This window comes from Acidiphilium rubrum (genome assembly GCF_900156265.1).
Lineage (GTDB): Bacteria > Pseudomonadota > Alphaproteobacteria > Acetobacterales > Acetobacteraceae > Acidiphilium > Acidiphilium rubrum.
Genome location: NZ_FTNE01000005.1, coordinates 160,444 through 172,794 on the forward strand (window position 1 = coordinate 160,444; position 12,351 = coordinate 172,794).

A 12,351-nucleotide genomic window follows, 5' to 3' on the forward strand; every position below is an offset into this window, starting at 1 on the left:
CAAAAAAAACGTAAAATTAGCTGGTGGTCGCGCCGAGAATCTTGCTGATCGCCGACTGATCGCGCGCTCGTTCCGCCGTAACGAATTGCGCGATCATGCGGAAATTCTGACTGGCCTCGATCATTTTGGTGATTTCGACGATGGGCTGAACATTCGAACCCTCGACGGCGCCTTGCACGATGCCTGGATTGGCACTCGGCACCGGCGGTACCGTCGTTTGAAACAGATTGCCGCCCTGGTCCTTGAGCGTTTGCGGGTCGGGAACGGTCACCACGCCGACCTGACCGATGATGCCTTGCGCCGTGCTGATCGTGCCGTCCGCCGCGATCGTCAGCGTGCCGCTTTGCGGCGGGACCGTGATCGGCTGGCCTCCGGCGTCGAGCAGGGCATCGCCCGAGGCATTCGCGATCGTGCCGTTCGGCAACAGGCCGAACCGGCCATCGCGGGTCAGGCGCGGGCCATTGGCGGTCGCTACCGTGAAATAGCCGCCGCCGGGCAGAGCCAGATCGAGCGGGTTGCCGGTCTGGTGCACGGCGCCCGGCGTGGCGTCGCGCCACGTGCCGATGGCTTGGGTGTATGATAAAGTTGATCCGCCCGGCGGCGCGGTGACGCCGCGCATCCGATCGATCCAGGCGGCGGATTTGAGGTGGATCGCCTCGTAGCCGGGTGTCGCCACGTTTGCGATGTTGTTCGCGATCACGTCCACCGTGCGCGACGCGGTGATCATGCGCGAGAGAATGATACTGGTTGTATTATCCATCAGTCCTGTCACCGTTTTGGGACGTATCGGGTCGTTCGTCTGAGGCGGATCATGACGATGAAAGCTTAACAATCACCTAAAGAGCCCAGTGTTTTTTTGCCGTGGCGATATCCGCGATCGATCCGGCGCGGACCCTTGACTCCTGCAAAAACTAGAACAAAATAAGAACATGATAAACCGCAATCCATCAATGGTCGGACCCAGGCGCGATCGGTTCGGTGCTCACGACACGGACGATGCCGATCTCAGCCCTGACCCCGCTCGGTGCTTCCCGATGGCGGCCTTCATGCGCGGCGCAGTCCACGACATTGCCGGCGGCGATGCCACTTTGGGATTCGCGGTGGTGTGCCTGGCCGGCACGCTCGGCGTGCCGATCGTGTGGACCGGTGGCCGGCTCGATCTGTATCCGCCCGGTCTGGCCTGGTGCGCGCTCGACCCGGCACGACTGATCCTGGCCGAAACCCCGCATGAGTACGAACGGCTGGGCGCGCTCGAAATCGCCCTGCGCGGCGGCATGCACGGGGTCGCGGTGGTCGAAACCGTGTCCCGCCTGGCGGCACGCCGGTTGTCCCTGGCGGCCCGCAGCGGCGGGGGGATCGGCCTGGTCCTGCGCCAGCGCAGCGCCGGCGATTCAACCGCCTTTGCCGCCCGATGGCGCATCAGCGCGGCACGCTCCGGGCCGGATGGCGCGGCGCGCTGGTGTGCGGAATTGCTCTACGCACGGGGCAGGCCCCCGGGTGTTTTTCTGGTCGAGGTCGATCGCCATGCATCGCCGCCTGCTCTCGTTATGGTTCCCCAGCGTCTCCCGGCATCCCGACCCGCCGCATGGCGACAGCGGGCCGGATGAGCTGGATCTGCATGCGCTCGCCTTGTGGTGCCAGGCTTTCACGCCGCTCACTGCGGTCGACCCGCCCGATGGTGTTCTGCTCGATATCACCGGCTGCGCCCATCTGTTCGGTGGCGAGGCCGGATTGCGGGCAAGGCTTGCCGCGCTCTGGCCAGAGGCAAGGCTCGCAATCGCCGATACCGCCGCCGCCGCCTGGGCGCTGGCCCGCTATGGCCAGGCCGATACGCAGCCCCTCGCCGATTTGCCGCTCGCGGCGCTGCGCATCCCCGATGGCATGATCGCGCGGCTGCGCCGGCTCGGCATCAGGCGGATCGGCGAGTTGGCCGCACTGTCGCGCGGCGAGATCAGGGCGGGGTTTGGCGCCGATCTGCCGCTCAGGCTCGATCGTCTGCTCGGGCGCGCCCCGGAGGCGATGCTGTTCCTGAGTGCGCCGCCGTCGTACCGGGAGGTCGAATATCACGCCGAACCCTTGCTGGCGGCAGAGCAATTGCAGGCGGCGCTGGCCCGGCTCGCGCATAAACTATGTGCGGGCCTGGCGGCTGCCGAATTGGGTCTGGTTGGCCTCAAAACCGGGTTTCACCGCATCGATGCGCGCGTGATCGAGGAGCGAATCGGCTTTGCCGCACCGACGCGTGATGCGCATCATGTCATTCGCCTGTTATGCGAGCGCCTGCAGGCGGTGGACCCCGGCTTCGGCGTTGAGGCCATCGTGCTTTCCGCCGAAACCGCCCCGCTGGTGATGACCCAGCCCGAACTCGGCGGTGCCGCCGCCCCGCAGCATGCCCGCACGATCGACCGGTTGATGCGCCGTGCCCGCCTGTCCCGGTTTGCGCCGGATCAGACCCATATCCCGGAATTCGCAGCCCATCGCGTGCCGGTCACCGCGCCGGAATCGCAATGGTCCGCCCCCTGCCATCCCCGCCCGCTGCGCCTGTTCGAACGACCGGAACCGATCACGGTGATCGCGCCGGTGCCCGACGATCCACCCCGCATGATGCAGTGGCGCGGCGCGAGCCATCGGGTGGTCCGCGCAACCGGGCCGGAGCGCATCGCGCGTGACTGGTGGCGCCACGATCCGCCGCCCACCCGCCCCGAAGCGGAGCGGGTGCGCGATTATTACGTGATCGAAAACGAGGCCGGCCAGCGCTTCTGGGTGTTCCGCGCCGGGTTGCACGCGGGCGAGGCTGCGCCGCGGTGGTTCATCCACGGGCTGTTCTGATGCTCTACGCCGAACTCGCCGCCACCAGCGCCTTCAGCTTTCTCGAAGGCGCCTCATCCCCCGAGGAACTGGTCGATCAGGCCAAGGCGCTCGGCCTCGCGGCGATCGGCATCGCCGACCGCAACAGCGTCGCGGGTGTGGTGCGCGCCCATCGCGCAGCACAAGCCGCCGATCTGCGCCTGCTGGTGGGCGCGCGGCTCTGCTTTGCCGATGCGCCGGACATCATCTGCTACCCCGAACATCGCGCCGCCTGGGGGCGGCTGTGCCGGTTGCTCAGCCTCGGCAAATCGCGCGCGAAAAAAGGCGAATGCCGTCTGTTCGCCGCCGATCTGGCCGGAAACGCCGCGGGCCAGCGCCTTATTCTGATGCCGCCCGACCGCCTCGACGATGAGTTCGCCGATCATTGCCACCGCCTCGCGGCCGATTTTTCCGGCCGCATCCATCTCGCCGCGCGCCGCCGCTACGCGCCGGATGATGCCGCCCATCTCGCCGCTCTGGCACGCCTCGCCGCCGCGGCGCGGATCGGGCTGATCGCGGTGAACGATGTGCTGCACCACGCGCCGCACCGCCGGCCTCTGCAGGATGTGCTGCGCTGCATCCGCCTCGGCTGCACGATCGAACAGGCCGGCACCAGGCTGGAGCCGCATGGCGAGCGCCATCTCAAGGCCGCCGCCGAAATGATCCGCCTGTTTCGCGGCCATGCGGCAGCGATCGCGGCCCAGGCCGAGGTGCTTGATGCGGTGCGTTTCACGCTCGATGAACTGCGTTACGAATATCCCGATGAGCCGATTCCGCCCGGCGTCACGCCGGATGCGCATCTGGCCGCACTCGCCTGGGCGGGTGCCGCCGCGCGCTATCCGGCCGGCATTCCTGAAAAAATCCGAGCCACCATCGCCCGCGAACTCGTGCTGATCGCACAACTCGACTACGCGCGCTATTTCCTGACCGTGCACGATATCGTCGCCTATGCACGCAGCCAGGGCATTCTCTGCCAGGGGCGCGGCTCGGCGGCCAATTCGGCGGTATGCTACGCGCTCGCCATCACCGCGGTCGATCCCGCCGAGATCGATTTGCTGTTCGAGCGGTTCGTCTCGGCCGAACGGCGCGAGCCGCCGGATATCGATGTCGATTTCGAACATGAACGCCGTGAGGAGGTGATTCAATATATTTACCGCCGCTACGGCCGGGAAAACGCGGCGATTGCCGCAACCGTCATCCACTACCGGCCGCGCAGCGCGATCCGCGAGGTCGGCAAGGTGCTGGGCCTGCCCGAGCCGGCGCTGGCCGCGCTGGCGGCGCAAAGCTGGAATCCCGGCGATGAGCTCTGGCCCGATGAGCGGGTGATCGAGGCAGGGCTCGATCCCGCGGCGGCCAAAGTCCGCCGCACGATCGAGCTTGCGCGCGACCTGGTCGATCTGCCGCGCCATCTGTCCCAGCATGTCGGCGGTTTCATCCTGACGCGCGACCGGCTCGACGAGACCGTCCCGATCGGGCCGGCCGGCATGCCCGGCCGCAGTTTCATCGAGTGGGACAAGGACGATATCGATGCGCTGGGCATGATGAAGGTCGATATCCTGGCGCTGGGCATGCTCACCTGCATTCGCAAATGCTTTGCCATGCTCGGCATTCCCGGCCTCGCGGACGTGCCGCGCGAGGATGCGCGGGTTTATGACATGCTGTGCACCGGCGATTCCATCGGCGTGTTCCAGGTGGAAAGCCGCGCACAGATGAACATGCTGCCGCGGCTGAAACCCCGGGTGTTCTACGACCTGGTCATCGAGGTTGCGATCGTTCGGCCCGGCCCGATCCAGGGTGACATGGTGCATCCCTATCTGCGCCGCCGCCAGGGGTTGGAAGACCATGAGTTGCCCGGGCCGCACCCGCAGCATGGTCATCCCGACGAACTCAGGCGCGTGCTCGGCCGCACCCTCGGCGTGCCCTTGTTTCAGGAACAGGCGATGCGAATCGCGATCGAGGCAGCCAAATTCACCCCCGGCGAAGCCAACGCCCTGCGCCGCGCGATGGCGACGTTCCGCAACATCGGCACGATCCACAAATTCCAGGCGCAGATGGTCGAAGGCATGGTCGCGCGCGGCTATCAGCGCGATTTCGCTGAACGCTGCTTCAAGCAGATCGAAGGCTTCGGCACCTATGGGTTTCCCGAAAGCCATGCCGCGAGCTTTGCCCATCTGGTCTATGTCTCGGCCTGGCTGAAATGCCACCACCCGGCCGAATTCGCGGCCGCCCTGCTGAATTCGCAGCCGATGGGCTTCTACGCCCCCGCCCAGATCGTGCGCGATGCGCGCGCGCACGGCGTCGCGGTGCGTGCCGCCGATATCAACGCGAGCGATTGGGATTGCACGATCGAGCGCGGCGCCCTCAGGCTGGGTCTGCGGCTGATCGATGGGTTCCATGCCAATTGGGCGCAGCAGATCATCGCCGGACGCGGCGCGGGCTACGCAACACCGGCCGATCTGCAACGCCTGCCGCGCCCCGCGCTCGACAAACTCGCCGATGCCGGCGCCTTGCGGAGCCTGGGGTTCGATCGTCGCACCGCCCTTTGGCGCGTGGGCGTGATGGAAGATCAGGCATTGCCCTTGTTCGCGAATGCGCAGCACAGCAGCGTCACGCCCGCCCTGCCGGCGATGAGCGCGGGCGAACACGTCACCGCGGATTACCGCATCACCGGCCTGTCGCTGCGCGCCCACCCGATGGCGCTGCTGCGGCACAAACCAGCGCTCGCCGATGCGCGGCCCTGTGCCGATACGGCGACCGCGGCCGATCATTCGCGCATCGATCTGGCTGGCGTCGTGGTCGTGCGCCAGCGCCCCGGCAGCGCCAAGGGCACCGTGTTCATCACGATCGAGGATGAAACCGGCATCGCCAATCTGATCGTGTGGCCGGCGCATGTCCTGACCTATCGCGCGGTCATCATCGGTGCTGCGCTGATCCGCGCGCGGGGCAGGGTGCAGCGCAGCGCTGAAGGTGTGGTGCATGTCGTTGTCGAGTCGCTGGCCGATTTGTCGGCGTTGATCGGCACGCTCGACCTGCCGCGCGCCCGCGCCGATGAAATGCCGCCACCCGAGCCCGCGCGCCACGCAACCGCCGAAGCCCGTCCCGGGCAGTTGCTACATGCCCGTCCCGGGCAGTTGCTTCATGCCCGTCCCGGGCATCCGCGCCATGAACGGATCATCCGAAAGAGCCGTGATTTTCACTGATCCTGATCGTCATCATAATCATTTGTTAATCATCCTCCCTCATAATCCGCTCGAAGGATGTGAGGACGAAAAATGGCTAAATCTCCTACGAGCGCTAAACCCCCTGAGACCGAGCCTGGTACCACCGGCGAGGCCGATGCTGCGGCGGCCCCGAAAAAACGCTCGAAACTGCTATTGTTCGGCATTCCGGCGGCGGTCCTGCTGCTGATCGGCGGCGGCCTCTGGTTCAGCGGCATCATTCCGCATCTCCTTCACGGCCATAAACCGGTTGTCGCAACCGGGCCGGTATTCATCAAGATTCCCGAAATCGTCGCCAATCTGAACGTGCCGTCCGGCCAGGATTCCTACGCCAAACTGGAAGCGACCCTCGAATTGTCCAGCAAGGCGTCGGTGTCCCAGGTGCAGCACGACATGCCGCGCATCATCGATGTGTTTCAGACCTATCTTCGCGCGATGCATCCGAGCGAACTGCGCGGCGCCTCCGGCACCTATCGATTGCGCGAGGCGTTGATCGACCGTGTGCGCATCGCGGTGGCACCCAACGTGGTTCGCAATGTCCTGTTCGAAGAACTGATCGTGCAATGATGTGCCGCTCCCGGTTCTTGTCCTGATTTTCAACCAGACCATCCTCAACGGCAGGCGGAAATGACCGAAATGTTGAACCATTATGTTGGCTTGCTGAGCTGGCTCTTTCAAATTGCCTTCTTTTGCACACTCCTGGTCGCACTGACCTACGCCCGCCGCCTCGATCGCCTGCTGCGGCAGGTTCGCAGCGATTACGCCCTGCTGCAGTCGGCGCTGCCACAATTCGATCTGACCCTGACGAAGGCGGCGGCAGCGACCGATCGTCTGGTGCATGATTTGCGCCGTACCGAAACGGCGATCGGCGAAGCAACCGAATCTGCCGAAGCCATCACCCGGAAACTGGACGATTCGATCAGCCGCGCGGCTCAACTCCTGGCGTCGCCACCCCAACAGACGCCGCCCCCCGAGATCGCGAGGCCAGCCACCCGTATGGTCATGCCGCGCCCGTCGGCAGGTCACAAAAGCCGGGCTGAGCGCGATCTGGCGAGGATGCTGATTGATGCGTCGTGACAAGAGCGCGAACGAGCCATCATCGATCCTTGCCAGAGCACTCGCCCTCTGGCGGTCCCGGCCGTCGCGATTTCTGCCGGTTTTCATCGTCTCGCTGATCGCGGTGATCGCACTGAAAACGGCGACGCTGATCGAAACGGCCTTCGCCCAGGCCGCGCCGGCTGCGCCGTCGGCCGGCGCATCCGCACCACCATCCGATGGTGCGGCCCCGGCATCGGCGAAACAGCCATCGAGGCCGTATCGACCCGTGAGCAACTGGAACGACCGTCCGCCGCCGCCACCGATGTGTCGCCCGGACCCACTGAGCGAGGCTGGTGAAAACAAAATTCTTCTGCATCTCAAGGATCGGGAAGCGGCATTGGCAACACGTGCCGCGGCTCTCGAACAGGAACAGCAGCAACTCGATGCAACCAAGGCTGCTCTGCAAAAGCAGGTTGCCGCACTGAAACCGCTGGCGGCGCGGCTCGAAGCCATGAACACCGCACACCAATCGGCGGAAGATGCCAAATGGGCATCGCTCGTCGCCACCTATGGCGCCATGGACCCTCGCAGCGCGGCGCGCATCTTTGATGGGCTTGATCCCACAATCGTGTTCCATGTCCTGCAACGCATGAACAGCCGTAAATCGGCGGCTATTCTCGCCGGCATGTCGCCGGCAACCGCGCAGGCGATCACCGAACGCCTGGCCGGCAGCCCGGCACGCACCATCCAGCCAGCCAATGCATTGCTGCCGGATGCCGCGCCATGAGCCGCTCCCCGTTGCCGTCGCGCGCGTCATGCGCATTGATCATCGGTTTATTGCTGACCAACCTTGCCGGTCCGCGCGCCTTCGCGCAGACGACCAGCGATCCATCCTACTGGTTTCGCATCCTTCTGCCGCCTGATCTGGTGCCCGCGCAGATCGGTCACGCCAGCTTCCGGCTTGGCTCGAATAACATCATGATCTTCGCGGCCGATCTTCCGGTCCAACTCGCCGCCCTGCAACAGATCACCAACATCCAGACCGTTGCCGTCCATCATCTGCCGAACGCCACGATCCTCACGATTCCGATGCCACCGGGACAGTCGATCAACGCGATTCCGGCACAGAACTCGTTCCACGTTGTTCTGGGTAAGCCCGCCGGCACCAAATCGATCAACCCGTCCTACGCCCATGGGCACATCGTCTTTCCCGCCTCGGCGCCCGGTGCCGTCATCACCGTGGCGTTGCCTGATCGGAGCGAGCCTCTGTTGGTTGGCACGGTGATGAACAATGCGGCGCTGGGTCTCGATCTGCAGGGCCCGGGCTATGCGACGATTCCGGCCATCAGCGGGGTCGTGGTCGCCGCCGCGTCGGACGATCTCGCGATGACACCCAGTCACGCCGGCTTTGTTCTCGCATCGACCGATCGGGCCGCCCCATTGCCGGTCGGTCATCCGCCGGTCTCCGGCACTCTGACCGCAGCACCCGATCACACGGGCGGGCTCGATCTGCCCCATGGCACGATCCAGGCGTTGCGGGCGCGGATGGAGCAGGCACAGCGCCGGATTGCCGAAGCACCGCCATTGGCACGCCGCGATCAATCACTGCGACTCGCGCGCGTCCTGCTGTCACTCGGGCTGGGTTCCGAGGCCGAAGGTGTTCTGGTCGATATGCTGCGCAGCGATCCAGCCGCCGCCGAAGACCCGAAGCGGCTGGCGCTGCTTGCGGTCGCAAGCGTACTGGCGCATCGAACCATCCCGACCCCGTCACCATCGTCGCCACCAGCCGCGCAGACGCCGACGGACCGACTTTGGCAGGGTCTCGCTCTCGCCGAGCAGGGCGATGCGACCAAGGCAGCCCCCATGATCACGCCCGGATTGCCGCGCCTGATCGCGGCACCGGTATTGCTCCGGCGCCAGGTGGCACCGCTGGCCGCTGAAACCCTGCTCGCGGGTGGGGCCGTCATGCCGGCCAAAACCCTGCTCGACGCCTTGCCCCACGAACATAATCTGGCCCTTGCGCGCGCCGAACTGCTCCAGTCTGAGCAACATCCGCACGCCGCCCTGCTCGCCTACCATGCTCTGCTCGACAGTCCAGACCAACGAACGGCAGGCATCGCCCGGTTTCGATCGATCATGCTGCGGGCTCAACTGCACCAGATCGATGCCCGCACCGCCGCCGCGTCGCTCGGCCGGCACGTCTATGAATGGCGCGCGCCACGTCATGAACTCAACGTCCGAATCGCCATGGCGCGCCTGTTGGCCACGGCCGGCCAATGGCCGCAGGCCTTCACCGACCTGAGGCGGGCGAGTCACCTGTTTCCTGACCAGGCCGGTAAACAAATCCTGGCGGTCCGCCAGGCATTGTTCAAACAGATGATCGCATCGCAGGCTTTGAAAGGGGAGTCGCCGCTGGCCACCGTCTCTGTCCTCCACGATAACCTCGACCTGATTCCGCCCGGCGATGCCGGCGTGCCGATCCTCAATATGCTGTCGGACCGGCTGATCGCCCTGGGGCTGCCGGATCAGGCAGCGGGCGTGCTCCGTCAGGTAGTCGCCCAGTCTTCGGATGACGAAACGCGGGCGCATGCTGGCTATGTCCTCGCCGGACTCGAACTTGCGGCGCATCACCTTACCAAAGCCCAAAGCGCCCTGAACGCAACCGCTGCGCCCGACATCAGCGCGACACTCGCCGCATCGCGCGCTTTGCTCGCAACCGAAATCGCCGCGCGCGAAGGCGCCAGCGCCGATCTCACGTCCCTGACCCGATCGCCCGACCCGAAGGCCATCCGGGTTGCGACCCAAGTCGCGGCCAAGCGGCGTGACTGGCCGGCGCTCGAACAAGCCGAGCGAAAACTCGCTGCGGTGACGGTTCCCGCGACCGGCCTGCTCGATCACCAGCAAGCGCAGACTATTTTGCAATGGGCAGTTGCGGCGTCTCATCTCAAGGATGGCTCAACCCTCGCGCAGTTGCGCCAGGCATACCAGTCGCGCCTACCACCCGGCCGAGCGGCGGACCTGTTCGCAACGATTACTGCGGCACCCCTGCCGACGCAGACCGGCCTATCACAGGCGCTGGCCCAGATCGCGGCGATCGAACGGGTGGGAGCAACCGTCGCGACGAAGCCGCACGCCGCAAAGCCGCCAAGCACACCGGCCGGTCAATCGGCCAACTGACCCGGAAAGCCAGCGCCGTCGCGCAGGATCGCCTCGGCTCCAGGCGTGAGGCCGCTGTCATCGTGCAGAACCAGCCCCGGTTGCAGCGTTACCGGACCGCGCGCCTGTTTTTTCGATTGAATAATAATCAATTTCGCGGCCCGTCCCAGCCGCGGCCAGAGCGGCACGATCCGGCAGGCGCCGAACCCTGCGCCGTTCATGGCAAGGAGACACGCATCGATCGATCCTGCCGGTAGAATAAAGGTCAACGTCCCGTGAAACCTGACCACCGCGCCCAGCGCAGCGGCCCAGTCCGCGAGTAATCCGCCGGCAGCGCGGTGAGCGGTGCGCCGTCCTGCATCCGGCGATGGCGTATCGAGCAGCGATCGCCAGGGCGGATTCGCAAAGGCGTGGTCGAACGGCCGGCCGATCGGCAGGCAGGTGACGTCGGCCGCCACCGCGCGCAACTCCGCCATCGCGTTGACCCTGAAGTTATCGGCGGCGAGCGCGGCAAGACCAGGGTCGCGCTCGATGCCGATCCCCTCAAGCCCGCCAACCCGATGGCCAAGGCAGAGGAGACCAGCACCCGCCCCGGTACCCGCCTCGATGACGTGCTGCCCCGCTCGCGCCGGGATCATCGCAGCCAGCAGCACCGGCTCGAGCCCACTCCGATGCCCGCGCGCCGTCTGCCGGTAGTGCAGTTTGCCGCCGAGCAGCGTTCCCGCCGTGTATTTCACGCTTCGCCGGCTTCTTGCAGCACACGCCTTGCCTGCGCGGCCTCGTGCACGGCAACCGCGATCCGGCGGGGGAACATGCCGATATTGCCCTCGGTGGCGGCGATATTCTGGTCCAGCATCACCGGCGAAAGCCCGGCATCGCGCAGCAGCGCCATCAGAAAATTGAGCCGTATGGTGTTGTTCGATGCGATGATGATTTCCATGCGCTCTTCGTGCTCCCTGGGTTGCGCCGCCGGCCGGAGCCCGCTCGCCTTGACCCTCGATGATCGAGGCCGATATGCTGTAGCGATCGTCGATAACATGACAAGGTTGAAACCGCCTGTGGATGGTCTGCTGACTTCAGAGCCCGATGCTGCCACGACCAGTGCCCCGGCAAAGGGCGATGCGTTGCAGCGGCTGGCATCGCTCCTCGCGGTCGATCTGGCCGCCACCAACGCTGCGATCATCGCGCGGATGGCCAGCGAGGTCGAGCTGATCCCCCAATTGGCGGCGCATCTCATCGCAGCCGGCGGCAAGCGGCTGCGGCCCTTACTGACCTTGGCCTCCGCCCGTCTCTGCGGCTACCGCGGCGAGCGCCACGTGCGCCTCGCCGCATGTGTCGAATTCATCCATACCGCCACCTTGCTGCATGACGACGTGGTCGATGAAAGTGACCTAAGGCGCGGCCTTGCGAGCGCCAATGCGGTGTTCGGCAACAAGGCCTCGGTCCTGGTCGGCGATTTCCTGTTCGCCCGCGCCTTCGAATTGATGGTGGCGGACGGATCGCTCGAAGTCCTGCGCATCCTGTGCAACGCCTCCGCCACGATTGCCGAGGGCGAGGTTCTGCAGCTATCGACCCAGAACGATCTGGGTACCGATATTCCCCGTTACTTCAAGGTGATCGAGGGCAAGACCGCTGCCCTGTTCGCCGCGGCGTGCGAGGTCGGCGCCGTGGTGGCACAGCGCGATGCCGCGACCTGCGCCGCTCTGTCCGCCTATGGTTCGGCGTTGGGCATGGCCTTCCAACTGGTCGATGACGCGCTGGATTACGCGGCCGATCAGGATGAACTCGGCAAGACGGTGGGTGATGACTTCCGTGAGGGCAAGCTGACCTACCCGGTCCTGATCGCCTATGCGGATGGCGACGCCCAGGAACGCCGCTTCTGGCAGCGCACGATCGAGGCCGGCGAGCAGACCGAGGTCGATTTGAAGACGGCGTTCGACCTGATCGCCCGGCACGATGCCATCGGCCGCACCATCGCGCGCGCACACAGCTTCGCGCTCGAGGCCAAGGCGGCGCTCGCGCCCTTGCCGGACGACCCGGTCCGCGGCCTGATGATGGAAGCCGCCGATTATGCGGTATCGCGCCGTCGCTGAGC

General features: G+C 65.8%; 11 protein-coding genes. 8 read left to right on the forward strand and 3 right to left on the reverse strand.

Going from position 1 to position 12,351, the window contains the following annotated elements; genetic code table 11:
* Positions 1-16: 16 nt before the first annotated feature.
* Complete coding sequence (locus BW994_RS05810) at positions 17-760, reverse strand: flagellar hook-basal body complex protein (protein ID WP_029311217.1); 744 nt, start codon at positions 758-760, stop codon at positions 17-19.
* 190 nt (positions 761-950) lie between these two features.
* Between BW994_RS05810 and BW994_RS19555 the strand changes: the two genes are divergently transcribed.
* The 7 genes from BW994_RS19555 to BW994_RS05845 all read left to right on the forward strand — a co-directional run bounded on the left by BW994_RS19555 (position 951) and on the right by BW994_RS05845 (position 10,277).
* Positions 951-1,607, forward strand: coding sequence for an ImuA family protein (locus tag BW994_RS19555; RefSeq protein WP_217696442.1), 657 nt, complete (start codon positions 951-953; stop codon positions 1,605-1,607).
* The gene (locus BW994_RS05820; protein ID WP_051657235.1) at positions 1,525-2,826 is read left to right on the forward strand and encodes a DNA polymerase Y subunit UmuC family protein; all 1,302 of its coding nucleotides are present in this window, start codon (positions 1,525-1,527) and stop codon (positions 2,824-2,826) included. Before BW994_RS19555 ends, BW994_RS05820 begins: the two co-directional genes overlap by 83 nt.
* Positions 2,826-6,044, forward strand: a complete 3,219-nt coding sequence (locus BW994_RS05825) for an error-prone DNA polymerase (protein WP_035228364.1) — start codon at positions 2,826-2,828, stop codon at positions 6,042-6,044. Before BW994_RS05820 ends, BW994_RS05825 begins: the two co-directional genes overlap by 1 nt.
* Before the next feature lie 72 nt (positions 6,045-6,116).
* Positions 6,117-6,629, forward strand: coding sequence for a flagellar basal body-associated FliL family protein (locus tag BW994_RS05830; RefSeq protein ID WP_029311221.1), 513 nt, complete (start codon positions 6,117-6,119; stop codon positions 6,627-6,629).
* Positions 6,630-6,689: 60 nt separating this feature from the next.
* Entirely contained in the window at positions 6,690-7,139 is a 450-nt protein-coding gene (locus BW994_RS05835) for a hypothetical protein (protein ID WP_029311222.1), read from the forward strand.
* Complete coding sequence (locus BW994_RS05840; RefSeq protein WP_051657236.1) at positions 7,129-7,887, forward strand: MotE family protein; 759 nt, start codon at positions 7,129-7,131, stop codon at positions 7,885-7,887. Before BW994_RS05835 ends, BW994_RS05840 begins: the two co-directional genes overlap by 11 nt.
* On the forward strand, positions 7,884-10,277 hold the full coding sequence (locus tag BW994_RS05845) for a hypothetical protein (protein ID WP_035228369.1): 2,394 nt from the start codon (positions 7,884-7,886) through the stop codon (positions 10,275-10,277). Before BW994_RS05840 ends, BW994_RS05845 begins: the two co-directional genes overlap by 4 nt.
* Here the strand turns inward: BW994_RS05845 and BW994_RS05850 are convergent.
* Positions 10,262-10,993: a tRNA1(Val) (adenine(37)-N6)-methyltransferase gene (locus tag BW994_RS05850; RefSeq protein WP_029311224.1), complete on the reverse strand. Its 732-nt coding sequence runs from the start codon at positions 10,991-10,993 to the stop codon at positions 10,262-10,264. The two genes, BW994_RS05845 and BW994_RS05850, sit on opposite strands and share 16 nt — an antisense overlap.
* The gene (locus BW994_RS05855) at positions 10,990-11,196 is read right to left on the reverse strand and encodes a putative signal transducing protein (protein ID WP_029311225.1); all 207 of its coding nucleotides are present in this window, start codon (positions 11,194-11,196) and stop codon (positions 10,990-10,992) included. Before BW994_RS05855 ends, BW994_RS05850 begins: the two co-directional genes overlap by 4 nt.
* 97 nt (positions 11,197-11,293) lie before the next feature.
* On the opposite strand from BW994_RS05855, the gene BW994_RS05860 reads away from it, so the two are divergent.
* Complete coding sequence (locus BW994_RS05860; protein WP_170198548.1) at positions 11,294-12,349, forward strand: polyprenyl synthetase family protein; 1,056 nt, start codon at positions 11,294-11,296, stop codon at positions 12,347-12,349.
* The last annotated feature ends 2 nt before the right edge of the window (positions 12,350-12,351 follow it).

Excerpts from the sequence above, each read along its gene's own strand:
- BW994_RS05825 (WP_035228364.1), top strand. The coding sequence starts at position 2,826 with ATGCTCTACGCCGAACTCGCCGCCACCAGCGCCTTCAGCTTTCTCGAA.
- BW994_RS19555 (WP_217696442.1), top strand. The coding sequence starts at position 951 with ATGGTCGGACCCAGGCGCGATCGGTTCGGTGCTCACGACACGGACGAT.
- BW994_RS05830 (WP_029311221.1), top strand. The coding sequence starts at position 6,117 with ATGGCTAAATCTCCTACGAGCGCTAAACCCCCTGAGACCGAGCCTGGT.
- BW994_RS05860 (WP_170198548.1), top strand. The coding sequence starts at position 11,294 with ATGACAAGGTTGAAACCGCCTGTGGATGGTCTGCTGACTTCAGAGCCC.
- BW994_RS05845 (WP_035228369.1), top strand. The coding sequence starts at position 7,884 with ATGAGCCGCTCCCCGTTGCCGTCGCGCGCGTCATGCGCATTGATCATC.
- BW994_RS05810 (WP_029311217.1), bottom strand. The coding sequence starts at position 760 with ATGGATAATACAACCAGTATCATTCTCTCGCGCATGATCACCGCGTCG.
- BW994_RS05840 (WP_051657236.1), top strand. The coding sequence starts at position 7,129 with ATGCGTCGTGACAAGAGCGCGAACGAGCCATCATCGATCCTTGCCAGA.
- BW994_RS05855 (WP_029311225.1), bottom strand. The coding sequence starts at position 11,196 with ATGGAAATCATCATCGCATCGAACAACACCATACGGCTCAATTTTCTG.
- BW994_RS05835 (WP_029311222.1), top strand. The coding sequence starts at position 6,690 with ATGACCGAAATGTTGAACCATTATGTTGGCTTGCTGAGCTGGCTCTTT.
- BW994_RS05820 (WP_051657235.1), top strand. The coding sequence starts at position 1,525 with ATGCATCGCCGCCTGCTCTCGTTATGGTTCCCCAGCGTCTCCCGGCAT.